24 protein-coding genes are annotated in these 21,777 nt (G+C 65.7%); 14 read left to right on the forward strand and 10 right to left on the reverse strand.

Annotated features, from left to right (window positions below; genetic code table 11):
- Nucleotides 1-104 precede the first annotated feature (104 nt).
- Nucleotides 105-914: a hypothetical protein gene (locus KHO41_RS26480; protein WP_244874036.1), complete on the forward strand. Its 810-nt coding sequence runs from the start codon at nt 105-107 to the stop codon at nt 912-914.
- A gap of 3 nt (nt 915-917) precedes the next feature.
- Here KHO41_RS26480 and KHO41_RS26485 read toward each other — a convergent pair whose 3' ends face one another.
- Nucleotides 918-1,322, reverse strand: coding sequence for a hypothetical protein (locus KHO41_RS26485; protein WP_211956225.1), 405 nt, complete (start codon nt 1,320-1,322; stop codon nt 918-920).
- A 229-nt stretch (nt 1,323-1,551) separates the two neighbouring features.
- On the opposite strand from KHO41_RS26485, the gene KHO41_RS26490 reads away from it, so the two are divergent.
- Nucleotides 1,552-1,725, forward strand: coding sequence for a hypothetical protein (locus KHO41_RS26490; protein WP_211956226.1), 174 nt, complete (start codon nt 1,552-1,554; stop codon nt 1,723-1,725).
- Here the strand turns inward: KHO41_RS26490 and KHO41_RS26495 are convergent, their stop codons facing one another.
- From KHO41_RS26495 to KHO41_RS26505, 3 genes are all read right to left on the reverse strand, one after another.
- The gene (locus KHO41_RS26495; protein WP_244874042.1) at nt 1,726-2,085 is read right to left on the reverse strand and encodes a hypothetical protein; all 360 of its coding nucleotides are present in this window, start codon (nt 2,083-2,085) and stop codon (nt 1,726-1,728) included.
- Nucleotides 2,086-2,156: 71 nt separating this feature from the next.
- A complete protein-coding gene (lolA, locus tag KHO41_RS26500) occupies nt 2,157-2,795 on the reverse strand; it encodes an outer membrane lipoprotein chaperone LolA (RefSeq protein ID WP_211956228.1) in 639 nt (212 codons plus the stop codon).
- Between the two features lie 148 nt (nt 2,796-2,943).
- Entirely contained in the window at nt 2,944-5,268 is a 2,325-nt protein-coding gene (locus KHO41_RS26505) for a DNA translocase FtsK (protein ID WP_211956229.1), read from the reverse strand.
- A 166-nt stretch (nt 5,269-5,434) separates the two neighbouring features.
- Between KHO41_RS26505 and trxB the strand changes: the two genes are divergently transcribed.
- The 3 genes from trxB (at nt 5,435) to KHO41_RS26520 (ending at nt 7,788) form a co-directional block, all read left to right on the forward strand.
- The gene (trxB, locus tag KHO41_RS26510; RefSeq protein WP_211956230.1) at nt 5,435-6,400 is read left to right on the forward strand and encodes a thioredoxin-disulfide reductase; all 966 of its coding nucleotides are present in this window, start codon (nt 5,435-5,437) and stop codon (nt 6,398-6,400) included.
- Nucleotides 6,401-6,475: 75 nt separating this feature from the next.
- Nucleotides 6,476-7,147, forward strand: coding sequence for a Smr/MutS family protein (locus KHO41_RS26515; RefSeq protein WP_211956231.1), 672 nt, complete (start codon nt 6,476-6,478; stop codon nt 7,145-7,147).
- Nucleotides 7,147-7,788, forward strand: coding sequence for a trimeric intracellular cation channel family protein (locus tag KHO41_RS26520; protein ID WP_211956232.1), 642 nt, complete (start codon nt 7,147-7,149; stop codon nt 7,786-7,788). Before KHO41_RS26515 ends, KHO41_RS26520 begins: the two co-directional genes overlap by 1 nt.
- Nucleotides 7,789-7,816: 28 nt before the next feature.
- Here KHO41_RS26520 and glnK read toward each other — a convergent pair whose 3' ends face one another.
- The 3 genes from glnK to KHO41_RS26535 form a co-directional block, all read right to left on the reverse strand.
- Nucleotides 7,817-8,155 (reverse strand): P-II family nitrogen regulator, encoded by a 339-nt coding sequence (gene glnK / locus KHO41_RS26525; protein ID WP_039011353.1) that lies wholly within the window; start codon nt 8,153-8,155, stop codon nt 7,817-7,819.
- A 289-nt stretch (nt 8,156-8,444) separates the two neighbouring features.
- On the reverse strand, nt 8,445-9,404 hold the full coding sequence (locus KHO41_RS26530; RefSeq protein WP_211956233.1) for a GlxA family transcriptional regulator: 960 nt from the start codon (nt 9,402-9,404) through the stop codon (nt 8,445-8,447).
- An 18-nt stretch (nt 9,405-9,422) separates the two neighbouring features.
- A complete protein-coding gene (locus KHO41_RS26535) occupies nt 9,423-9,914 on the reverse strand; it encodes a hypothetical protein (protein ID WP_244874037.1) in 492 nt (163 codons plus the stop codon).
- Between the two features lie 242 nt (nt 9,915-10,156).
- Here KHO41_RS26535 and KHO41_RS26540 point away from each other — a divergent pair, with 242 nt between their 5' ends.
- From KHO41_RS26540 to KHO41_RS26550, 3 genes are read left to right on the forward strand one after another with little or no spacing between them, the layout of a single operon-like run.
- Nucleotides 10,157-11,146, forward strand: a complete 990-nt coding sequence (locus KHO41_RS26540) for an SLAC1 anion channel family protein (protein ID WP_211956234.1) — start codon at nt 10,157-10,159, stop codon at nt 11,144-11,146.
- A gap of 36 nt (nt 11,147-11,182) precedes the next feature.
- On the forward strand, nt 11,183-11,509 hold the full coding sequence (locus tag KHO41_RS26545; RefSeq protein WP_211956235.1) for a DMT family transporter: 327 nt from the start codon (nt 11,183-11,185) through the stop codon (nt 11,507-11,509).
- Between the two features lie 36 nt (nt 11,510-11,545).
- Nucleotides 11,546-11,845 (forward strand): hypothetical protein, encoded by a 300-nt coding sequence (locus tag KHO41_RS26550; RefSeq protein ID WP_211956236.1) that lies wholly within the window; start codon nt 11,546-11,548, stop codon nt 11,843-11,845.
- Here KHO41_RS26550 and KHO41_RS26555 read toward each other — a convergent pair.
- Nucleotides 11,817-13,865, reverse strand: a complete 2,049-nt coding sequence (locus KHO41_RS26555) for an NAD(+) synthase (protein WP_211956237.1) — start codon at nt 13,863-13,865, stop codon at nt 11,817-11,819. The genes KHO41_RS26550 and KHO41_RS26555 overlap by 29 nt on opposite strands.
- 192 nt (nt 13,866-14,057) lie before the next feature.
- On the opposite strand from KHO41_RS26555, the gene KHO41_RS26560 reads away from it, so the two are divergent.
- The gene (locus KHO41_RS26560; RefSeq protein ID WP_376989768.1) at nt 14,058-15,305 is read left to right on the forward strand and encodes a GNAT family N-acetyltransferase; all 1,248 of its coding nucleotides are present in this window, start codon (nt 14,058-14,060) and stop codon (nt 15,303-15,305) included.
- Nucleotides 15,306-15,312: 7 nt separating this feature from the next.
- Here KHO41_RS26560 and KHO41_RS26565 read toward each other — a convergent pair whose 3' ends face one another.
- Both KHO41_RS26565 and ppa read right to left on the reverse strand, forming a co-directional pair.
- A complete protein-coding gene (locus tag KHO41_RS26565; protein WP_211956238.1) occupies nt 15,313-15,888 on the reverse strand; it encodes a cytochrome b in 576 nt (191 codons plus the stop codon).
- A gap of 169 nt (nt 15,889-16,057) precedes the next feature.
- The gene (gene ppa / locus KHO41_RS26570) at nt 16,058-16,585 is read right to left on the reverse strand and encodes an inorganic diphosphatase (RefSeq protein WP_011298762.1); all 528 of its coding nucleotides are present in this window, start codon (nt 16,583-16,585) and stop codon (nt 16,058-16,060) included.
- A gap of 196 nt (nt 16,586-16,781) precedes the next feature.
- On the opposite strand from ppa, the gene KHO41_RS26575 reads away from it, so the two are divergent.
- The 5 genes from KHO41_RS26575 (at nt 16,782) to KHO41_RS41965 (ending at nt 21,736) form a co-directional block, all read left to right on the forward strand.
- Complete coding sequence (locus KHO41_RS26575) at nt 16,782-18,218, forward strand: aldehyde dehydrogenase family protein (protein WP_211956239.1); 1,437 nt, start codon at nt 16,782-16,784, stop codon at nt 18,216-18,218.
- The gene (locus KHO41_RS26580; protein ID WP_011298764.1) at nt 18,211-18,453 is read left to right on the forward strand and encodes a hypothetical protein; all 243 of its coding nucleotides are present in this window, start codon (nt 18,211-18,213) and stop codon (nt 18,451-18,453) included. Before KHO41_RS26575 ends, KHO41_RS26580 begins: the two co-directional genes overlap by 8 nt.
- 221 nt (nt 18,454-18,674) lie before the next feature.
- A complete protein-coding gene (locus tag KHO41_RS26585) occupies nt 18,675-19,433 on the forward strand; it encodes an SDR family oxidoreductase (RefSeq protein ID WP_211956240.1) in 759 nt (252 codons plus the stop codon).
- 73 nt (nt 19,434-19,506) lie between these two features.
- Nucleotides 19,507-20,817 carry an MFS transporter gene (locus tag KHO41_RS26590; protein WP_211956241.1) on the forward strand — a complete coding sequence of 437 codons (1,311 nt, stop codon included), beginning with the start codon at nt 19,507-19,509 and terminating at the stop codon, nt 20,815-20,817.
- 226 nt (nt 20,818-21,043) lie between these two features.
- The gene (locus KHO41_RS41965) at nt 21,044-21,736 is read left to right on the forward strand and encodes a hypothetical protein (RefSeq protein WP_211956242.1); all 693 of its coding nucleotides are present in this window, start codon (nt 21,044-21,046) and stop codon (nt 21,734-21,736) included.
- Nucleotides 21,737-21,777: the final 41 nt, after the last annotated feature.

Consider the following 21,777-nt stretch of genomic DNA (forward strand, 5'->3'; position numbering starts at 1 on the left):
AGCGCCGCGAGGACGGACCGACAAGGCTTTCGCTGCGGCCGCTGCTTTCGCCGATGTCCCGTGAGAATCGGCGTGTTCTGATTTCCCTCAAGGTTTGGCCCGCGATGGCCGATATCCGGGCTTGGCCCGGCTCAGGATTCTTGCGGAATCCCTCGTCCGGGGACAACAGACAAGGCTGCGGGCGAGGCAGGCCGGATGTCGCTTCCCGCCACGCGGCTAACAAGATTGCCCGGGGAATTATGCTGAAATATCACTTTCTGGTGTTCAAGATGAACCGGCTTGTCGGCAAGGGCAAGCTCAGCAGCGTAGAGGAGGTCTCCCTGGCCGGCCAGCTGGCCGAAATGATCGACTCGCCGGACGCCGCGCAGCGCGTGCTCGCCGACCTGGCCGATCATGCCAATCCGCAGATCCGGCGCATCACGCTCAATGCCATCCGCCGCTCGCACCAGGTGAGCGCGCCCGCCCTGCCCGCCGTGCTGCTGCGCAGGATGGCGGACACTGAGGCGCTGATCCGCCATGACGCCGTCTGGATCGTCCAGGACAACAAGATGGATGGGGCCGAACTGCGCGCCGCGCTGCGCCGCCTGGCCGGCAAGGTTCGGTTGCCGTGGGATGCAGACCGCGCCCGCGCCAATCCGTCCGACGTGGCACTGATGGCACAGGTGCGCGCCCGCGTCGCGCTCGACAAGCTGCTCGAAAAGAGCGCCGCCGAGCGCAATGCGGCGCTCGCCGCGGGGTTGCTGAATATCGGAAATGGCCAGCCCTATGCCGAAGGCACAGTCGGCCACAAAGGCGTGATGCAACGCGCGCTGCGGCGCAAGCAGGCTGGCCGGAGGCTCGACAGCAGCGTGAAACTCACCTTCCGCAAGGTCGAGCCGACCGAGGTAACGGGCAACAAGCGCTTCCTGCTCTGAAATCTACCCGCGGCGCACCCAAGCGACCTTGCCGGACGTAACGCCCAGCGTGCGGCGTTGCGGGTTGTAGTCCATGGTGCCCGGATACTGCTGGCCGTCGCGCTCGCCAAGGCGCCAGGCACAGCCTTGCAGCAGGGCGATGGCCTCGGCCTCGGTCTTGCCGACCAGGATGTCGTCGCCGAGCTTGTCGGCCTGGCAGCCTTCCGGCGTACCGCGCGCACCTTGGGGGCCGGTCGGGCTCTGCGTGGGACCTTGGGCCGGGCTCTGGGCCGGTCCTTGCGTGGGGCTGGCGGACGCCGCAGGTGACGCAGGGGGCGCAGGAGGCGCTGCACAGCCGGCCCCCAGTGCACCAAGCGTCGCGGCAAAGGCAAATGTGTGCAGTGCACGGCGACGAAGCAGGGAGAACATGTTCTTTTCCTTGATCCGATGATCGCTGGCCGTCACGATCTGTGTGTTTGGCGGGACGACCATTCTGCGACAGACCCCGTGGGACGGGCGTTCAGTTTCTTGTCATACCGATCTGAATCTTTTGGCAAACGCCTGCCCGCACATCAACACCGGCAGTACCATGGCACGCGCGACCGCGCCGAACCGGCCGGCCGCCCAGCGCTTTCCCACAGAACGGAGGCTGCCTGCCATGGCCATCACCACCCGGGTTCGAAAGAAGAAGCAATACCGCAAGGCGGTACTCAGGCTGCGCGCCGCCATCAAGCGCGGCGATGAGGAAGCCATCCGCATCCGCCGCGAGCAACTCAAGGCGCTGCCGGTGCCGCGCCAGCGCTATGTGCACGCACCTAGCACGGCAACGTAATTAGCTCTTGGCCCGATCGACCAGCGTCTTCATGGCATCGGCGGGCAGCGGACCGTGACAGGTCCGTTCGCCGCCGGCCTCGCTGGTAACGAGCCAGACCTTCCCCGGCGAACTGGCGGGATGCAGCACCCACGCCGGGCCGCGCGCGCTGCTGCTCGGTGGCAGGTCTTCGAGCACGCCGGTGCTGGCCGACTGCAGCATGACGGCGCACTCGTTCGCCGGCACGCGCGTGGCGGACAGGAAGGCCGGGTTGCCGAGCACTTCGGGCAGGGCCGTGTCGGACGCCCGCAGGAAGGAATCGACATCGAACTTGCCGCTGGCCGTCGTGGCGCACGCGGACAAGCCAAGCGCGACAGCCATGCATGCGGCGGCCGCCACGACGCGACGCGTGTCGCCGGACACCACGGGTTTCAATACGGACATGGCGTGTCTCATTGCTTCATCACATCGGCGCCCTTGGGCACCGTGAACCGGAACGCATCCGCGGGCAGTTGCGGATTCTTCTGCATGGCCGAGAATGTCAGCAGCGTGGTGTTGCCGAATGCGTCGCGCAGTTCCATCGCCTCCAGATTGCCACCCTTGAAGCCGATGCCGATCCGCTCGAACTGCGTGTCCTTCGACTTGGGCGTCAGCTCCAGCCACTCGACGCCGTCACGCGTCGGGCCGTTCTTCACCGTGAAATTCTTGTCGAGGTCATTGCTGCCGAACAGGATGGCTGCCGGGCTCGAGCCCAGCGCGCCGTCGAGCTTGCGCTCGGTGACCTGGTTCAGGTCCTTGTCGTAGATGTAGAGCGTCTGCCCGTCTGCCTGCAACAACTGCTCATAGGGCTTGGCATAGCGCCACGTGAACTTGCCCGGACGCGAGAACACAAAGCTGCCGCTCGACGTGCCGGTGACCTTGAGACTGTCGCCCTGCCCCTTGACCTGGCGCTGCGTGAATTCGCCCTTGGCGCTCTTCACGCCGGTCACGAAGCTTTGCAGCTGGTCAGTGGCGGCGGCGAGCGCCGTGGGCATATGCGCAGCAAATACAGCGAGCGCTGCACAGGCCGACACGAGAATGCGTTTTCGCATGTATCAGATCCTTGCTGATGGAAAAGGCGCCGCGCCGCCAGCCAATTGGATCCGGCGGCGGCGCAACCTGTCAGGTTAGAGCGTGCGGCCGGCGCCGGATTCCGCACTGCGCCGGTTACCGGGTAACCACATGTTACCGATGCGGCGCTCAGTCATCTTCCCTTGCGGCGCCCGGGGCCGCAAGGATGTCCCGGTTGCCGTTGCCCGACATGGCCGACACCAGTCCGGCCTTCTCCATATCCTCGAGCAGCCGCGCCGCACGGTTGTAGCCGATGCGCAGGTGGCGCTGCACCAGCGAAATCGACGCGCGGCGGTTCTTCAGCACGACTTCCACGGCCTGGTCGTACAGCGGATCCGCTTCGCCACCGCCGCCGCCAATGCCGGCACCGCCGCCAAGGCCATCGGTGCCAGTCTCGCCTTCAGCCAGGCCGCCTTCGAGGATGCCCTCGATGTAGTTGGCCTCGCCGCCTTCCTTGAGCTTTTCCACCACGCGGTGCACTTCGTCGTCGGAGACAAAGGCGCCGTGCACGCGCACTGGCAGGCCCGTGCCCGGGGCGAGATAGAGCATGTCGCCCATGCCGAGCAGCGCTTCCGCGCCTTGCTGGTCAAGGATGGTGCGCGAATCGATCTTGCTGCTGACCTGGAACGCAATGCGGGTCGGCACGTTGGCCTTGATCAGGCCGGTAATCACGTCCACCGACGGACGCTGCGTAGCCAGCACCAGGTGCAGGCCGGCGGCACGCGCCTTCTGCGCGATACGCGCGATCAGTTCCTCGACCTTCTTGCCCACGACCATCATCAGGTCGGCGAGCTCGTCGATGACGATGACGATGGTCGGCAGCCTGTCGAGCGGCTCGGGTGCGTCCGGTGTCAGGCTGAACGGGTTCGGAATCTTCTCTTCCTTCGCCGCGGCTTCGTCGATCTTCTTGTTGTAGCCGGCCAGGTTGCGCACGCCGAGCTTGCTCATCAGCTTGTAGCGCCGCTCCATCTCGCCAACGGCCCAGTTCAGCGCGTTGCCGGCCTGGCGCATGTCGGTCACGACCGGGCACAGCAGGTGCGGAATGCCTTCGTAGACGCTCATTTCGAGCATCTTCGGATCGATCAGGATCAGGCGCACGCTCTCCGGCTTGGCCTTGTAGAGCAGCGACAGGATCATCGCGTTGATGCCCACCGACTTGCCCGAGCCCGTGGTGCCGGCCACCATGCAGTGCGGCATCTTGGCGAGGTCGGCCACCATCGGCTTGCCGGCGATGTCCTTGCCCAGCGCCATGGTCAGGCTGGAAGCGCTCTCGTTGTAGACCTGCGAGCCGAGGATTTCCGACAGGCGCACGGTCTGGCGCTTCGGGTTCGGCAGCTCCAGGCCCATGTAGTTCTTGCCCGGGATCGTCTCCACCACGCGGATCGACACCAGCGACAGCGAACGCGCGAGGTCACGCGCGAGGTTCACCACCTGGCTGCCCTTCACGCCGGTTGCCGGCTCGATCTCGTAGCGCGTGATGACCGGGCCCGGGTAGGCGGCCACGACCTTGACCTCGACGCCGAAGTCCTTGAGCTTCTTCTCGATCAGGCGCGAGGTGAATTCCAGCGTTTCGGCGCTGACGGTTTCCTGGTGCGGCGGGATCGGGTCGAGCAGCGCCAGCGGCGGCAGGTCCGAATCCTGGATATCGGCAAACAGCGGCTGCTGCTTCTCGCGCTCCACGCGTTCGTGCTTGGGCACCGCCTGCGGGCGCACGATCTGTACGGGCGCCGCTTCCTCGATCCGCACGCGCTGCACTTCCACGGTTTCGGTGCGCTCGACCTTGGCGGCCTTGCCGATGATGCGGTCCTGCTTGCTCTCGCGCCGGGCCTTGAAGCCCAGGAACAGGGTTTCGACAAACCCGCCGATATGCTCGGCCACCGACAGCCACGAGAAATGGAAGAACAGCGACAGGCCGATGGCCAGCAACATCAGCAGCAGCAGCGTGGCACCGGTAAAGCCCAGCGCGGTCTGCATCCAGCCGCCAATCAGGTCGCCAAGGACGCCACCCGGCGCGCGCGGCAGCGCGGCCCGAAGCGGGTACATGCGGATGGCTTCCAGGCCCATGCTGGAAAGCAGCGTCAGCACGAAGCCGATCCAGCTCACCGTCACGCCCTGGCGGTGCTCCTCGCGCTCGGGCAGTTCCGCGGTCAGCGTGCGCCAGCCGCGCCAGCAGCGGCGCACCAGCAGCACGGCCCACCAGTAGGCCGAAAAGCCGAAAATGAAGAACAGCACGTCGGATACCCAGGCGCCCACGCGGCCGCCAAGGTTATGGATGTCCGCGACCTGGTTGGCGTGAGACCAGCCGGGGTCGGTCTTGCTGTAGCTGGCCAGCACGCAGAGGAAGCCCAGCGTGACGGCCAGCAGCAGGAACCAGCGCACCTCGCCAAGCAGTTTGCCGATGCGCGAAGGCAGCGCCGACGGGTCCGTCCGGGTTGTGGTGGTTGCTCTGGCCATGCCTTGGTCTGGTTCGCTTGCAGGTGATGGTGGCGGCCATTTTAACGTGGCGCGGCGCTATCGCCGCCATTGGAATTTGCAACAGTGGGCAAATCGCGCTCCTCTTATAATGTCGGTTTCGAGCAATGCCGGTGCGCAGCAAGACGCACCGCCACAGGAACGCATCATGGCAAAACACGCAAAAGTGCTGATTCTCGGATCCGGTCCCGCCGGCTACACCGCCGCTGTCTACGCAGCCCGCGCCAACCTGGAGCCGGTGCTGATCACCGGCCTGGCGCAAGGCGGCCAGCTGATGACCACCACGGATGTCGAGAACTGGCCCGGCGACGCCAAGGGCGTACAGGGCCCGGAACTGATGCAGCGCCTGCTGGCTCACGCTGAAGAATTCAAGACCGAAATCATCTTCGATCACATCCACACGGCCAAGCTCGTCGATGAAAGCGGCAACCCGGCCCGCCCGTTCCGCCTGATCGGCGATGCCGGCGAGTACACCTGCGATGCACTGATCATCGCCACCGGCGCGTCGGCGCAGTACCTGGGCCTGCCGTCCGAAGAATCGTTCATGGGCCGCGGCGTGTCGGCCTGCGCCACCTGCGACGGCTTCTTCTACAAGAACCAGGAAGTCGCCGTGGTCGGCGGCGGCAATACCGCCGTGGAAGAAGCGCTGTACCTGTCCCATATCGCCAGCAAGGTCACTGTGATCCACCGCCGCGACAGCTTCCGCGCCGAGCCGATCCTGGTCGACCGCCTGCTGCAGCGTGAGAAGGAAGGCCGCGTCGAAATCCGCTACGACAGCGTGCTCGACGAAGTGCTCGGCGACGACTCGGGCGTGACCGGCCTCCGTCTGCGCGGCGCGAAGTCGGGCGAGACCGAGGACCTCAAGCTGCAGGGCGTGTTCATCGCGATCGGCCACAAGCCCAATACCGACCTGTTTGTCGGCCAGCTCGCCATGGAAAACGGCTACCTGGTGACGAAGTCGGGCCTGTCCGGCGACGCCACCGCCACCAGCGTTCCGGGCGTGTTCGCCGCTGGCGACGTGCAGGACCACGTCTACCGCCAGGCCATCACCAGCGCCGGCACGGGCTGCATGGCCGCACTGGACGCCCAGCGCTACATTGAAGCCCTGAAGTAAGCCCCCGCGGCCCGGCCGACCGGCTGGGCCCGCCCCTCCCGATATAATTGGCGCCGAGCCCCCGGAGAATTTTCCATGACGCACGGCGCCAAACCCGACCGTCCGACCAAGCGCTACGGCCTGAACGATCTGGCCAACCTGCGCAACGACCTCAAGGCCGATACCGAGCGCCGCGAAGCCGAACGGCTCGCGGCCGAGCAGGCCGCGCAACGTGCGCGCGAGGAAGCCGACGTCTTTCGCAGCAGCGTCGGGCAAGTCAGCCAGTTGCGCGAACGCAACCACGCTACGCTCTCGAATCCCCGCCCTGCCCCGGTTCCCGTACAGACGCAACTGAACGACAAGGCCGTGCTCGAGGCATCGCTTTCCGACGAATACGATGTCGACATGCTGCTCGAAACGGATGAGACGCTGTCGTTCCGCCGGCCTGGCATCGGCATGGATGTCATCCGCAAGCTGCGCCGCGGCGAATGGGTGCCGCAGGACAAGGTCGACCTGCACGGCCTGCGCACCGAAGAAGCGCGCGAAGCGCTGTCGGAATTCCTGCGCCGCTCGGTGCGCAACGGTGTGCGCTGCGTGCGCGTGATCCACGGCAAGGGCATCGGCTCGCCCGACAAGCTCCCCGTACTCAAAGGCAAGGTCCGCAGCTGGCTCGTGCAGAAGGACGAAGTCATCGCCTTCGTCCAGGCGCGCGAAGCCCAGGGCGGCGCCGGTGCGCTGATGGTGCTGTTGCGCCAGCCGCGCACCTGATGCATCTGCCACTTGAATTGCTGATGGGGCGCCTGCCCCTGATCCTCCATGTGATGGAGGTGATCGGCATGCTCTCGTTCGCCGTGTCAGGCGTGGTCGACGCGCGCAAGCAGCGCCTGGATGTGGTCGGCACCTTCGTGGTCGCGTTCGCCACCGCATTCGGCGGCGGCACCGTGCGCGACGTGTTGCTGGACCGGCGGCCGTTCTACTGGGTCGATCACGAAGGCTATGTCCTGCTGATTTTCGCGATGTCGATCGGCGCGTCGTTCGTGCTGCGCGTGGTCAGCCGCGTGGCATCGGAGCGCACCATGATCGTGGCGGATGCGATCGGACTGGGATTGTTCTCGGTAACGGGCGCCTCGCTGGCGCTAGTGGCGCAGATGACCCCGACCGTGGCGGTCATGATGGGCATCATCTCGGCGGTATTCGGCGGGGTGGTGCGGGACGTGCTGTGCAACGAAGTCCCGATGATCCTGCGTGACCGCTCGCCCTACGCGACGTGCTCGTTCGTGGGCTGCTGGATCTATATGGGGCTGACCTGGCTGCAGGTGGACCAGGAAGCCGCGCTGCTTACCGGCGCGTTGTGCATCATCGCCATGCGGCTGGTGTCGGTGCGCTACGGCTGGAAGCTGCCGAGCTGACGCCTGTCGGCGCCGCCCGGCGCTGGCATCAGACTGCGGCTTCGTCCTGCTCGCCGGTGCGGATGCGGATCACGCGCTCGATCTCCGTCACGAAGATCTTGCCGTCACCGATCTTGCCCGTGTGCGCGGCCTTGACGATGGCGTCCAGCACGGTGTCGAGCTGGTTCTCGGCGACCACGACCTCGATCTTGATCTTCGGCAGGAAGTCGACCACATACTCGGCGCCGCGATACAGCTCGGTATGCCCCTTCTGGCGGCCAAATCCCTTCACTTCGGTCACCGTCAGCCCCGTCACACCGACATCCGCGAGCGATTCGCGCACTTCGTCGAGTTTGAACGGTTTGATGATGGCGGTAATCTGCTTCATGACTGGCCCCTGGTTATAGTCGTTTGGATAACGCGCCACCGGCGCGCAGCGAGCGCAGACGGCGTGGATTGTTTTTCATTTTACCAGCCAATTGACGTGGCCTATCGTCGGCGCGAGCCGTTCAATATGCACTCACAGTGCGCTGCCGCGCGCATTGACAGACTGCCTTGCGCGCCACATTACTGTGGATAACCTTGTGGGCAACCATCAGGGGAAACTGTGGAAGGCCTGTGGAGGGGTTGTGGACCGCCTGTGGATCGCCTGTGCATAAGGGCTCGCGTGCAGGACGCTATACGGTCGAGCGAAAGCGCCGACGGTAGTCTGCCGGCGACACACCCAGGCGCCGCAGGAATGCCCGGCGCAGGCTGTTGGGATCGTTGAAGCCGGTCAGCGCCGCGACGCGCTTGAGCGGATTGCGCGTCTCCTCGAGCTGGCGCCGGGCCGCGTCGATGCGCGCGCCCTCGACAAAGTCGGCCGGCGTGACCTGGCATTCCTGCTTGAAGATCCGGGCGAAGTTGCGCGTGCTCATGCCGGCCCGCTCGGCCAGGCTCTCCACCGACAGGCGTTCCGCCAGGTTTTCCAGCACCCAGTTCTGCACATCGCGAATGGCACTCTTCTCCGCGCCCTGCGCCGCCAGGTGCGCGCTGAACTGCGACTGGCCGCCGGGGCGCTTCAGGAACATCACGAATTCCCGCGCCACCTTCAGCGCCACGGTGCGGCCGAAGTCCTCCTCCACCATGGCCAGCGCCAGGTCCAGCCCCGCCGTGACGCCGGCCGAGGTGTAGAGGTTGCCGTCCTTCACGTAGATCTGGTCCGGTTGCACCCTGACCTGCGGAAACTGCCGTGACAGCCGCTCGGTGGAATTCCAGTGCGTGGTGGCGTTGCGACCGTCCAGCAAGCCCGCGTGTGCCAGCAGCATGGCGCCCGAGCATACGGACCCGAGCCGGCGAACCGTGCGCGCGTAGCGGTGCAGCCAGTTCCCGATGGCGCTGTCTTTCTCGACCTGGCTGACCAGCGGACTGCCCGCGATCAGCAGCGTATCGATATCCGGGCTGCTGGTTTCCAGCGTCGTGTCCGGCGTGATGGTCATGCCGTTGGAAGCACGCAGCACGCCGGGCACCGCCGACACGATCTCGAACACATAGGCCCCGGGCTCGCCGGCCTGGCGCGCCCCTTCATGAAAGACATCGATAGGTCCAGCCAGGTCCAGCATCTGGACCCCGGGAAACGCAAGCACAGCAATCTTCATGACTTCACGACCGTATGACTATGAGGCGGCAGAAACCGATTCCGTCAGTTTAGTCAATTTCGGCCAACCCATCTGGCGGGATCCATCGACCCGGGGTCGGGACCGATAACGCACGATGGTAATTTCCACCATGCGCAGACTCTCCAGCATGCTGCGGCCGCGGTCCACCGGCGTGCTGTCCACGCGGCTGCGCTCGGCCCCGAGCCCTGCCGCGTCGCCGCCGGCTGCGCGCACGCGCTCCGCCACGCGCGAAAGCAGGATGCGGCCACCGATCCAGCCTTCGGGGCTTTCCACCGTGGTGTAAGCGAGTACTTCGTACGGACCGGACGGTTCGCCCCGTGTCCAGATATCGATCCCGTCCACGGTTTCCCGCGCGCCACCCCGTCCGTCACGCATCGCGTGGCTGCCTTCATAGCGCTGGATCGGAGCCTGGATACACGCGCTCAGCCCCAAGCAGCACAACATCAGCCAGATGACCCTGGCACCTCCCGATTTCCTGCTTCTCATCATGCGTCCTGAATACCTCGAATGGAGACGGGCGCAGTCTAGGGCGTCATTCCCGCGGCGAAAACGCGGTTGACCGAGAGCGATCACGGATTGGCAGAAATTGACGTATCTGGCTGCTTTCGGCCTGCGCGAGCTTTTCCCATAATGCATTCCACGACGGCCCCCAGCAGTGACGAAACGCAATCCGGGGTTGTTCCATCGCCGATGCACGCGCTCGGCACTCGATACAGGCAGACGAAAGCACGATGACTATTGCAGCCAATCCCGCCGCCGCGGCGCCCACCCAGCGCAGTTCGGTCCAGCATCTCCCGGTCAACCTGTTTGGCGCCGTCATGGGCCTGTCAGGGCTCTCGCTCGCATGGCGCGGCGCGAGCAAGGTATTCGGCACCAGCCCCGCGATTGCCGATGCCGTCGGCGTGGTGGCGATCCTCACGTTCCTGGCACTGGCGGCCGGCTACCTCGCCAAGTGGCGCCTGTACCCGGCAGCGGTCAAGGCCGAGTTCAACCATCCGATTGCCGGTAATTTCTTTGGCACCATCACCATTGCCATCCTGCTGCTGTCGTCCGTCGTCGGCGTCTACAGCGAAGCGCTGGGCCAGGTGGTGTGGACCATCGGTGCCGTCCTGACCATCGCGCTGACCTATGTGATTGCCAGCCGCCTGTTCCTCGGCAAGGGCGACCCGGCGCACGTGACGCCCGCCTGGCTCATTCCCGGCGTGGCGACGCTCGATATCGCCGTGGCCGGCGGCACCATGCCGATGGCCTGGGCGCCTGAGTTGAACCTGTTCGCCGTAGCCGTCGGCACCGTGATGGCGCTGGTGTTCTTCACGATGATCTTCGCCCGCCTGGTTCACCACGATCCGCTGCCTGCCGGCATGGTGCCTTCGCTGATCATCCTGATCGCGCCGTTCGAGGTCGGCTTCCTGGCCTACGTCAACGTCACGCAGCACGTCGACCTGTTCGCCGCCCTGCTGTTCTACTTCGGCCTGTTCCTGTTCGTGGTGCTCGCCGCAAAGGTGTTCCGGCGCTCGGTGCCGTTCGCCGCGTCGTGGTGGGCCATCAGCTTCCCGATGGCTGCGCTGTCCAACGCCGCGCTGAAGTACGCCCACCATGCGGAGACCGGCGTGCTGCGCATCATCGCCGCGGTCATCCTTGCGCTGCTGACCATCGCCATCGCCGTCCTGTTCGTCCGCACGCTGCATCGCCTGTTCACGCACCGCCTGCTGGTCGGCTGACGGCGCCCTTCCTCTCAACCCAACGCCTTTACCACGATGTCCTGGATCTTGCTGGCCTGTGCCGGCCTGCTGGAAGTTGCCTTCGCCTTTGGCATGAAGTGGTCCGCCGGCTTCAGCCGGCTGTGGCCGAGCCTGTTTGCGGTGCTCACCGGACTCAGCAGCATCGTGCTGCTGACGATGGCCCTGCGCGCCCTGCCGGTGGGCACGGCCTACGCCGTCTGGACCGGCATCGGGGCCGCCGGCACGGCGCTGCTGGGCATGGCATTGCTCGGCGAGCCGGCATCGCCGGCCCGCATCGGCTGCGTGGCGCTGATCCTGTGCGGCGTGATCGGGCTGAAGCTGGTTTCAGCCGACCCGTCCTGAAACACAGCGGCAAAGGCCCGTGACAACTCCTAACCCATGCCACTGATCGAAACCGCCGAACACATACTGTTCCTGGGCCTGCTGCGCAGCCACGGGCACGCCGATGCAGAGTTCCGCCTGACCGGCCGCGAACGGCAGCCCACGGACCCGATCGACATTTATGGATTTGCCGTGGTCGACTGCGTCGCCAGCGGCAGGCAACTGGCCTACCCGCTCGATGAAACAGCCGACTGGCTCATGGTCTTCCGCAAGGATCTGGCGGCCGGCAGCTTTGCATCTCCGCCGGCAGCCTGGCCTGCCCAATCGCTCAGTCCGGCACCGTCTCCAGATCCTTGAGCCACACCACCGACTCCGAGTCGCTTGGCGCACGCCAGTCGCCCCGCGGCGACAGCGACCCGCCCGAACCCACCTTGGGCGCATTCGGAATGCAGGACCGCTTGAACTGGCTGGTACGGAAGAAGCGATCGAGAAAGATTCCCAGATTGCGCTTGATGTCCGGCAGCTCGTACTGGTTGCGCACCACATGCGGCCCATTCGGCCAGATACCGCTGTCGCGATCCCCCCACGCGTGCAGGGAGAGAAACGCGATCTTGGACGGCGCAAAGCCAAAGCGCAGCGTGTAATAGAGATTGAAGTCCTGCAGCTCGTACGGGCCGATCGTGCTCTCGGTCTTCTGCTCCGGCCCGTGGTTCGAATCGCCAGGTACGAGCTCCGGGCTGATGTCCGTGTCGAGCACCTGGATCAGCACTTCCGAGCCGCTGTCGCCGACCTGGCCCGTCTCCGCCACCCAGCGCACCAGGTGCGAGATCAGCGTCTTCGGCACGCTCGCATTCACGTTGTAGTGCGACATATGGTCGCCCACGCCGTAGGTGCACCAGCCCAGCGCGAGTTCGCTGAGGTCGCCGGTGCCGATCACGATCGCGCCGTTGTGGTTGGCCAGCCGGAACAGGTGATTCGTGCGCTCGCCCGCCTGCACGTTCTCGAAGGTCACGTCATAGACCTTCTCGCCGCGCGCATACGGATGGTCGAGGTCCTTCAGCATGGCGAGGCAACTCGGCCGGATGTCGATCTCGCGCGCAGTGCAGCCGACCAGTTCCATGAGCTGGCGCGCCTGGCGCAGCGTGCGGTCGCTGGTGGCGAACCCAGGCATGGTGTAAGCCAGGATATTCGACCGCGGCAGCCCGAGTCGGTCCATCGCCTTGGCGCAAACCAGCAGCGCGTGTGTGGAATCGAGCCCGCCCGACACGCCGATCACCACCTTGGAAATCTTGCTGGCCGACAGCCGCTGCACCAGCGCCTGCACCTGGATGTTGTAGACCTCGTGGCAGCGCTCGTCGCGCTGGCGCGGGTCAGCCGGCACGTACGGGAAGCGCGCCACCTTGCGTTCGAGCGGCAGCGCCTTGTCGCGCGATACCTCGAGCGGGAAGCGGACCACGCGGAATTTGTCGACCTCGGCCTTGTGCCGGCGCACCGAGTGGCCGAACGTCACCTGGTGCATGCGTTCGCGCGACAGGCGTTCCACGTCCACATCTGCAAACAACACGTGCGAGGTATCGGCGAAGCGCTCCGATTCGGCCAGCAGTTCGCCGTTCTCGCAGATCAGCGCCTGCCCGTCCCAGGCGAGGTCGGTCGACGATTCGCCCTTTCCGGCCGAGGTGTAGAGGTAAGCGGCCAGGCAACGCGCCGACTGCTGCGACACGAGCTGGTGCCGGTAGCCCGACTTGCCGATCACGATATTCGACGCCGACAGGTTGACCAGCACCGTCGCACCCGCCAGTGCCGCAAACGACGACGGCGGGATCGGCACCCATACGTCTTCGCAGATCTCCGCATGGAAGCGGAAGAACGGGATGTCCTCGATCTCGAACAGCAGCCCGGCGCCGAACGGCACATCCTCGCCAAGCAGGCGGATGGAATCGGTGGCGGCGTTGTCGGCTTCGCTGAACTGGCGCGCTTCGTAGAACTCCCAGTAGTTCGGCAGGTAAGACTTGGGCACCACGCCGAGTACGCGGCCCCGGGCCACTACCACGGCGCAATTGAACAACTGGTGCTCCACGCGCAGCGGCATGCCCACGATCATCGCCGCCGACAGCTTGCGCGACGCCTCGACGATCGTGCCGAGCGCCGCTTCGCAGGCATCGAGCAGCGCACGCTGATGGAACAGGTCGTCGCACGTATAAGCAGAGAGGCCGAGTTCCGGGAAGGCGACCAGCACGGCGCCCTGCTTTGCGGCCTGCGTGGCCAGTGCGATCGTTTCGGCGGCATTGAAGGCCGGATCGGCCACACGGCAGACCGGCACGCCCACCGCCACGCGCGCAAAGCCGTGGGAATACAGGTTGAAAAACGGATTCTTCATATCGGGCCTTGTTTGCCGGCGTCTGCAGCGCACGGGCTTGCGGCCGGCGGCATCGGGGGATTCTTGCGGCCGCAGCTGTGACGGCCATACGTCATTCTACGACGCGGTGCCCGGCATCGTCGGCGCCGGGAGCGGCCACCAGCGGTTTCCGGTAGACTCGCCCCGATTGTCGGACACGGGGAATCAGGCGCAATGCAGTCGGAATCTTGCAACCGGGGCGGTATGCCCGACACGCTGCTGGGGGCGGAATCGCCAGAGGCAGGTGGCGTGCAGGACTACAGGACGGAGATCGTCTCGGATCTCGCCGAAATCGACGCCGACACCTGGGATTCCCTGGTCGCCAGCGACCCCGACGCCACCCCGTTCCTGCGCCATGCGTTCCTGCATGCGCTGCACGCCAGTGGCAGTGCCTGCGCCGACACCGGCTGGAGCCCGCGCTACCTGACGCTGTGGGCACCGGCCGCCAACGGACAGCGTGAAAGGCTGGCGGGCGCGATGCCGCTGTACGCGAAATCGCACTCGTATGGCGAGTATGTGTTCGATTGGGCCTGGGCCGACGCCTATGCGCGCAACGGTCTCGAGTACTACCCGAAATGGCTGTCGGCGATCCCGTTCACGCCCGTGCGCGGCGCACGTCTGCTGGCCGAGAACACCGATGCGCGACGCCTGCTGCTGCAGCTTGCGCTGGCGCTGGCCGCGGAAAGCGGCATGTCGTCGCTGCACATTCTGTTCCCCAACGACGCCGAGGCCGACCTGATGGACGAGGCCGGCATGATGATGCGTCATGGCGTGCAGTTTCACTGGACCAATGCGGGCTACGGCAGCTTCGACGATTTCCTCGCCACGCTGTCGCAGAAGAAGCGCAAGAACATCCGCGCGGAGCGGCGCCACGTGGCAGAGGCCGGCATCACGTTCCGCCACCTGCAAGGCGCGCAGATCGATGACGAGGCCTGGCGCTTCTTCAATCGCTGCTACCGCCAGACCTACCGCGAACACCACTCCACGCCGTACCTGAACCTGGATTTCTTCCGGCGCATCGGTGCATCCATGCCGCAGCACCTGCTGCTGGTGATCGCCGAACGCGCGGGCCAGCCGATTGCCAGCTCGCTCGTGGTCTATGACGACACGCCCGGCATCAGCAAGCTGTACGGGCGCTACTGGGGCGCGCTGGAGTACCACCCGTGCCTGCATTTCGAAACCGCCTACTACCAGCCGCTCGAATTCTGCATCCGCCACGGCATCGGCACGTTCGAAGGCGGTGCGCAAGGCGAGCACAAGATGGCGCGCGGTTTCCTGCCCGTACCGACGCGGTCCGCGCACTGGCTCGCACACCCTGCGTTTGCCGATGCCGTCGAGCGCTTCCTGGTACGCGAGCGCGAAGGCATCGATGCCTACCTGGACGAACTGAACGAACGCACACCGTTCGCCCAGCGCGACTGATGACGGCCTAGCGTCGCCACATGCGGCGCAGTGTGTTGTCGCCGAGCATGTAATGGTGGAACAGCGCGGCCATGGCGTGCAGGCCGATCACCAGATAAAACGCGGTGCCCAGCGTTTCATGGATTTCCTTGATCTGGTTCTTCAACGCCTGGTCGGGGCCGACCAATGCCGGAATCTCAATGCCAAGTCCCGGCATCGTCAGCACGTGGCCGCCCGCATTGAGCGTGAGCAGCCCCAGGACCGGCTGGCACAGGATGAACAGGTACAGCACCCAGTGCATCGCCGCGCCCGCACGCTGCATCCAGCGCGGGCCCGGCTCGGCCGCTGGCGCGCCGCGTACGAGGCGCCACAGCACGCGCGGCACGGCCAGCGCCAGGACCAGCACGCCGGCCCACTCATGTGCCGCCATGGCCAGCGAGCGAGCCGGGGTGCCCTTGCCGGCAAAGCCTTTCAGCTCGATCGCCGCATAAGCTGCAGCGATCAGCAGGAATACTGCCCAGTGGAAGAAGATGGCGAGACCGTCGTAGCGGCGCACGGTTCCGGGAAACGCCATGGCACCGGACACGCCCTGAAGGCGGTTCATAGGAACTCCTGTGGTGGTGAGGACTATCGATAGCGTACCCCGACAAGCGGCGCTGCGGCTTGCCGATGATCAGGTTTTCCGCAATAAAAAACCCCGCCGGAGCGGGGTTCATTCAGCAGCCGTTCAGCTTTGCGCGAGAACGGCGCATAAACTGCCAACTGATGGGCAATTACTTCTTGTAGTTCGCCACGCCGTCGGTGATTTCCTTGTGGGCTTCCTCGATGCCGGCCCAGCCTTCGACCTTGACCCACTTGCCGGCTTCCAGTGCCTTGTAGTTCTCAAAGAAGTGCTTGATCTGGTCCAGCGTGTTCTGCGGCACGTCCGACAGGCCCTTCATGAACGCGGTGGCCGGCGACAGCTTGTCCACCGGCACGGCGACCAGCTTGGCGTCCACGCCCGACTCGTCGGTCATCTTCAGCATGCCGAGTGCACGGCAGCGCACGACAGCGCCAGCCAGGATCGGGAACGGGGTGATCACCAGCACGTCTACCGGGTCGCCGTCGCCCGACAGCGTCTGCGGGATGAAGCCGTAGTTGGCCGGATAGCGCATGCCGGTGCCGATAAAGCGGTCCACGAACAGCAGGCCGGTTTCCTTGTCGGCCTCGTACTTCACCGGATCGCTCTGGGCGGAGATCTCGATGATGACGTTGAAATCGTTGGGAAGGTCCTTGCCCGGGGAGACGAGATTGAAGCTCATGCGATTCTCCAGATGCCTGCGGTGTGTTTATGGATGGGCGGCATTATAGCGGCTCCCCCCTGACCAGAGGCTGACAAAGACCGTGCCTTGCGCGCCGCCCGCGCTGCGCGATAATGGCGCATTCTTCAGCCAACGCTGAATTCCGAGCCACGCCTCCGACTGAACGAAAAGCCCTCGGAGACCCCGGAGACCCTGCATGCATGCCCAGCATTTCGTCGCCAACCGCCTGATCGCCCCGGACAACGGCCTGCGCATCAAGGTGTTCGACCCGTCCAACGGCGAACCCTTTGCCGAGATCGCGCGCGGCAACGCCACCGATATCAATGTCGCCGTGCACGCCGCACGGCAAGCCGCCGACGGCGCCTGGGGCGCGATGGCCCCGGCCGAGCGCGTGCGGCTGCTCAACCGCGTGGCGCTCACGCTGATCGCCCACGAAGAGGAGCTGACCGCGCTCGAAGCGCGCGACACCGGCAAGCCGGTGCGCCAGGCCAGGGCCGACGCGCGCGCGGTCGCGCGCTATTTCGAGTTCTACGCCGGCGCGGTCGACAAGCTGCACGGCCAGACCATTCCGTACAACCCCGGCTACACGGTGCTGACGCTGCGCGAGCCGCACGGCGTCACCGGCCACATCATCCCGTGGAACTACCCGCTGCAGATCTTCGGCCGCAGCGTGGGCGCCGCGCTTGCAACCGGCAACGCCTGCGTGGTCAAGCCAGCCGAAGATGCCTGCCTGTCACTGCTGCGCGTGGCCGAACTGGCGGCCGAGGCAGGGTTGCCCGAAGGCGCGCTCAACATCATCACCGGCTACGGCCATGAGGCGGGCGCCGCGCTCGCGCGTCATCCGGGCATCAACCACATCTCGTTCACGGGTTCGCCGCAGACCGGCAAGCTGGTATCGCAGCTCGCCGCGGAGAACCATGTGCCGGTCACGCTCGAACTCGGCGGCAAGTCGCCGCAGATCGTGTTTGCCGATGCCGATGTCGATGCGCTGGTGCCGGTGATCGTCAACGGCATCGTGCAGAACGCCGGCCAGACCTGCTCCGCCGGCAGCCGCGTGCTGGTGGAGCGGCCGCTCTACAATGCGCTGCTGGACCGGATCGCATCGGTGTTCGAATCGCTGCGTGTCGGCCCTTCCGAGCTGGACCTGGAATGCGGTCCGCTGATCAGCCGCAAGCAGCAGCAGCGTGTGTGGGACTTCGTTTCCGATGCGCAGCACGCCGGCATCTCCGTGATGGCGCAGGGGCAGATCGTCGCGGAAGCGCCGGAGTCCGGCTACTACCAGGTGCCGATGCTGTTCCGCGACGTGCCGCCCGCGCACCGGCTTGCGCAGGAGGAAGTGTTCGGCCCGCTGCTGGCCGCCATGCCGTTCGATAGCGAAGCGGAAGCCGTGGCGATGGCCAACGGCACGCCTTACGGCCTGGTCGCGGGATTGTGGACGCGCGACGGCGGCAGGCAACTGCGCCTTGCACGCAAGCTGCGCGCGGGCCAGGTATTTATCAACAACTACGGTGCCGGCGGCGGCGTGGAGCTGCCCTTCGGCGGCACCGGCCAGTCCGGCTACGGCCGCGAAAAAGGTTTCGAGGCCCTGTACGGCTTTACCACCCTGAAAACCATTGCCATTCAACATGGGTAACATCAATTTCCTGTCGGTCGCCTTTGCCATCTTCTTTTTCTGGATGGCCTGGCATGTGAAGAACAAGCGCGCCACCAATCCGTCCGGCATGCCGCGGCTGCAGGTATTCAAGCGCAAATGGGGCGATACCGTCGGCGACCGCGTGCACTGGTGCCTGTACGTGGCATTGCCGTTCCTGCTGGCCGTGATGATGGTGGCCAACGCGCTGCGCGGACGCGGACCGTTCGCGCACTGAGCAGGTTCCTGGTGCTGGCGAACCAACGGCGCTCGAATGAGACTGTCGCCGTCACCAGAGGCTCCCCTCTCCCGCGAAGTGGGAGAGGGGTGGGGGAGAGGGCCGGAGCGTCAACGAAGTGAAGCAGCTCGGTATGCCAGCGCCCGCCCTCTCCCCCGCCCCTCTCCCGCAAGCGGGAGAGGGGAGAAAACAAGCGGGCTTTGACCCAGAGGAGACAAGCGATGAGACTGGCAGACAAGGTTGCGGTGGTGACGGGTGGCGGCTCCGGCTTTGGCGAGGGCATCGCGCATACGTTCGCGCGCGAAGGTGCCCGCGTCATGGTGGCCGATTTGCGTGAAGACGCCGCCGAGCGCGTGGCCGCCGCCATCCGCGATGCGGGCGGCCAGGCCCGCGCCGTGCGCGCCGACGTCTCACGCGAAGCGGATACGGAGGCCATGCGCGACGCCGCGCTGAGCGCGTTCGGCGACGTGCACATCGTCATCAACAACGCCGGCACTACGCATCGCAACAAGCCGATCCTCGACATCACCGAGGACGAGTTCGACCGCGTCTACGCCGTCAACGTCAAAAGCATCTTCTGGTCCGCACGCGCGTTCATCCCGCATTTCCGCCAGCGCGGCGGCGGCGTGTTCGTCAATATCGCGTCGACCGCCGGCATCCGGCCGCGTCCCGGACTGGTCTGGTACAACGGCAGCAAGGGCGCCGTCATCACCGCGAGCAAGGCCATGGCAGCGGAGCTCGGCAAGGACAATATCCGCGTGAACTGCGTCAACCCGGTGATCGGCGCGACCGGCCTGCTCGAGGAATTCATGGGCATGCCCGACACGCCCGAGAACCGCGCGAAGTTCCTCGCCACCATTCCGATGGGCCGCATGTCGACGCCGCCTGACGTCGCCAACGCGTGCCTGTACCTGGCCTCTGACGAAGCCGCGTTCATCACCGGCACTTGCATCGAAGTGGACGGCGGCCGCTGCGTCTAGCCAATACCGTTTTCCGTAGCTGTAACCGCATCACCGAAGCGTCGTAGAAACGCAACCATCCTGAGGAGACAGCATGACAACGACTGCAGTGAATCCCGGCGTCGGCGACGCCGCGTTTGAAGACGCCACCTACCGCAAGGTGAGCTGGCGCCTGGTGCCTTTCCTGCTGCTGTGCTACGTGGTGGCCTACCTGGACCGCGTCAACGTGGGCTTTGCCAAGCTGCAGATGCTCAGCGACCTGAAGTTCAGCGAGACCATCTACGGTCTTGGCGCGGGCATCTTCTTCATCGGCTACTTTCTGTTCGAGGTGCCGAGCAACGTGATCCTGCACAAGGTCGGCGCGCGCATCTGGATTGCGCGCATCATGATCACCTGGGGCGTGATCTCGGCGGCGATGATGTTCGTCACCACGCCGACCATGTTCTACGTGCTGCGCTTCCTGCTCGGCATTGCCGAGGCCGGCTTCTTCCCCGGCATCATCCTGTACCTGACCTACTGGTACCCGGCCAACCGGCGCGGGCGCACCACCACGTTCTTCATGACCGCCATCGCGCTGTCGGGCGTGATCGGCGGCCCGCTGTCGGGCTGGGTGATGCAATCGTTCGACGGCCACAACGGCTGGTCCGGCTGGCAATGGATGTTCCTGCTCGAAGGCATCCCGTCGATCCTGGTCGGCCTGTGGGTGCTGGCCTACCTGGACGATCGCATCGTGCACGCCAAGTGGCTGACCAACGAGGAAAAGGCGCTGCTCGAACGCAATATCGCCAGCGAAGATGCGCACAAGGAAGACCCGCCGATCCGCACCGTGCTGTCGAGCCCGCGCGTCTGGCTGATGAGTGCGATCTACTTCTGCTTCGTGATGGGCCTGTATGGCGTGAGCTTCTGGCTGCCGACCATCATCAAGCAGACCGGTGTCAAGAGCGCACTCGACATCGGCCTGCTGACCGCGATTCCGTATGGCTGCGCAGTGGTCGGCATGGTGCTGTTCGCGTTCAGCGCCGACCGCTCCGGCGAACGCCGCTGGCACATTGCCATTCCCGCCGTGGCGGGCGCGCTCGGCCTGCTGCTTTCGGTGTACTGGCATGACAGCACCACGCTGGCCATGGTGGCGCTGACGCTGGCGACGATCGGCATCCTGACCACGCTGCCGCTGTTCTGGAGCCTGCCCACCGCATTCCTGGCCGGAACGGGCGCTGCGGCTGGCATCGCACTGATCAACTCGCTCGGCAACCTCGCAGGCTTCCTCAGCCCGTACGCGGTCGGCTGGCTCAAGGACCTGACCCATACCACCGATTCCGGCATGTACCTGCTCGCCGCCTGCCTGGTGGTCGGGGCTGCACTGACGCTGTCGGTGCCGGCACGGCTGGTAGGCAGCAAGACCTGACCTTCCCGCCACACGCACCACTCGCACGCCGCCAACTGCCGCGGCGTGCACCTGTCGGGTGGCTTGCACGCCGCCCGTGTCCCGCAACACGCCCTCCTCCGACACGCATGTAGGAGCCTGACGGGCAGTGTGCTCCGGTACCCCTCCGTAGCATGGAATGGAGACCCGCCATGTCCCTCCGGGCTTGTGGCGGCCCTGTTTCCCTTCTTTCGTCAAGGAGGCCAAGATGAAGCCACTGTCTTCACGCACGGCCCGCCCCGTCGAGGTGTCCGGTGCGCGGGAACGGCACGCGCGCGCACTTCGCGTGGCGCTTCTGACGGGCGCAGGTGCATTGGCATTGCTCGCTTTCGTACCGGCGGCGAGCCAGGCACAGACTTCCCCTGCACCGGCGGATGCTGCAACCGCGCCCATGGCGCCAACGCCGGGCACAACCGGTACGCCGCCGCTGCCGGCGCCGTCGGCCGTACCACCGGCTGCCGCACCTGCCCCGACGCCCGCGCCAATCAACACGGCTCCGCCCGCACCGTCGCCGCCGCTGGCGGCACCGACTCCTCCATCCCCGCCACTGACCACGCCGCCGCCCCCGCCCCCGCGCGACGCCATGGTGCAGCGCAAGGCTGGTTCAGTGACCTACATCTGCGGCGGCGTTGCCGACGACGAACAGCGCGCACTGTCCGCGCAGTCCCGCAACTACAACATGGGGCTGCTGTTCACGCAGGGCGCGCGCGGAGAATACCTGTCCGACGTCAACGTGAAACTGATACGGAACGGCCGTGAAGTGGCCAACTTCGTCGCCGACGGGCCCAAGTGCCTGCTGCGCGCGCCGCAAGGCAGCTACAGCGTACGTGCGACGTATGAAGGCCGGACCAAGACGCAGGTGGTCAGCACGGGCACGCGGAATGCGCAGATGCGTTGGTAATCCGCTGAAGCGCTAGCCATCCGCAAAAAAGAGAGGGCCAC

Source organism: Cupriavidus numazuensis (assembly GCF_905397435.1).
GTDB lineage: Bacteria > Pseudomonadota > Gammaproteobacteria > Burkholderiales > Burkholderiaceae > Cupriavidus > Cupriavidus numazuensis.

What these genes read in the sequence shown, in the direction of transcription:
- KHO41_RS26480 (WP_244874036.1), top strand. Translation starts at nt 105, where the DNA reads ATGGCCGATATCCGGGCTTGGCCCGGCTCAGGATTCTTGCGGAATCCC.
- KHO41_RS26485 (WP_211956225.1), bottom strand. Translation starts at nt 1,322, where the DNA reads ATGTTCTCCCTGCTTCGTCGCCGTGCACTGCACACATTTGCCTTTGCC.
- KHO41_RS26490 (WP_211956226.1), top strand. Translation starts at nt 1,552, where the DNA reads ATGGCCATCACCACCCGGGTTCGAAAGAAGAAGCAATACCGCAAGGCG.
- KHO41_RS26495 (WP_244874042.1), bottom strand. Translation starts at nt 2,085, where the DNA reads ATGGCTGTCGCGCTTGGCTTGTCCGCGTGCGCCACGACGGCCAGCGGC.
- lolA (WP_211956228.1), bottom strand. Translation starts at nt 2,795, where the DNA reads ATGCGAAAACGCATTCTCGTGTCGGCCTGTGCAGCGCTCGCTGTATTT.
- KHO41_RS26505 (WP_211956229.1), bottom strand. Translation starts at nt 5,268, where the DNA reads ATGGCCAGAGCAACCACCACAACCCGGACGGACCCGTCGGCGCTGCCT.
- trxB (WP_211956230.1), top strand. Translation starts at nt 5,435, where the DNA reads ATGGCAAAACACGCAAAAGTGCTGATTCTCGGATCCGGTCCCGCCGGC.
- KHO41_RS26515 (WP_211956231.1), top strand. Translation starts at nt 6,476, where the DNA reads ATGACGCACGGCGCCAAACCCGACCGTCCGACCAAGCGCTACGGCCTG.
- KHO41_RS26520 (WP_211956232.1), top strand. Translation starts at nt 7,147, where the DNA reads ATGCATCTGCCACTTGAATTGCTGATGGGGCGCCTGCCCCTGATCCTC.
- glnK (WP_039011353.1), bottom strand. Translation starts at nt 8,155, where the DNA reads ATGAAGCAGATTACCGCCATCATCAAACCGTTCAAACTCGACGAAGTG.
- KHO41_RS26530 (WP_211956233.1), bottom strand. Translation starts at nt 9,404, where the DNA reads ATGAAGATTGCTGTGCTTGCGTTTCCCGGGGTCCAGATGCTGGACCTG.
- KHO41_RS26535 (WP_244874037.1), bottom strand. Translation starts at nt 9,914, where the DNA reads ATGATGAGAAGCAGGAAATCGGGAGGTGCCAGGGTCATCTGGCTGATG.
- KHO41_RS26540 (WP_211956234.1), top strand. Translation starts at nt 10,157, where the DNA reads ATGACTATTGCAGCCAATCCCGCCGCCGCGGCGCCCACCCAGCGCAGT.
- KHO41_RS26545 (WP_211956235.1), top strand. Translation starts at nt 11,183, where the DNA reads ATGTCCTGGATCTTGCTGGCCTGTGCCGGCCTGCTGGAAGTTGCCTTC.
- KHO41_RS26550 (WP_211956236.1), top strand. Translation starts at nt 11,546, where the DNA reads ATGCCACTGATCGAAACCGCCGAACACATACTGTTCCTGGGCCTGCTG.
- KHO41_RS26555 (WP_211956237.1), bottom strand. Translation starts at nt 13,865, where the DNA reads ATGAAGAATCCGTTTTTCAACCTGTATTCCCACGGCTTTGCGCGCGTG.
- KHO41_RS26560 (WP_376989768.1), top strand. Translation starts at nt 14,058, where the DNA reads ATGCAGTCGGAATCTTGCAACCGGGGCGGTATGCCCGACACGCTGCTG.
- KHO41_RS26565 (WP_211956238.1), bottom strand. Translation starts at nt 15,888, where the DNA reads ATGAACCGCCTTCAGGGCGTGTCCGGTGCCATGGCGTTTCCCGGAACC.
- ppa (WP_011298762.1), bottom strand. Translation starts at nt 16,585, where the DNA reads ATGAGCTTCAATCTCGTCTCCCCGGGCAAGGACCTTCCCAACGATTTC.
- KHO41_RS26575 (WP_211956239.1), top strand. Translation starts at nt 16,782, where the DNA reads ATGCATGCCCAGCATTTCGTCGCCAACCGCCTGATCGCCCCGGACAAC.
- KHO41_RS26580 (WP_011298764.1), top strand. Translation starts at nt 18,211, where the DNA reads ATGGGTAACATCAATTTCCTGTCGGTCGCCTTTGCCATCTTCTTTTTC.
- KHO41_RS26585 (WP_211956240.1), top strand. Translation starts at nt 18,675, where the DNA reads ATGAGACTGGCAGACAAGGTTGCGGTGGTGACGGGTGGCGGCTCCGGC.
- KHO41_RS26590 (WP_211956241.1), top strand. Translation starts at nt 19,507, where the DNA reads ATGACAACGACTGCAGTGAATCCCGGCGTCGGCGACGCCGCGTTTGAA.
- KHO41_RS41965 (WP_211956242.1), top strand. Translation starts at nt 21,044, where the DNA reads ATGAAGCCACTGTCTTCACGCACGGCCCGCCCCGTCGAGGTGTCCGGT.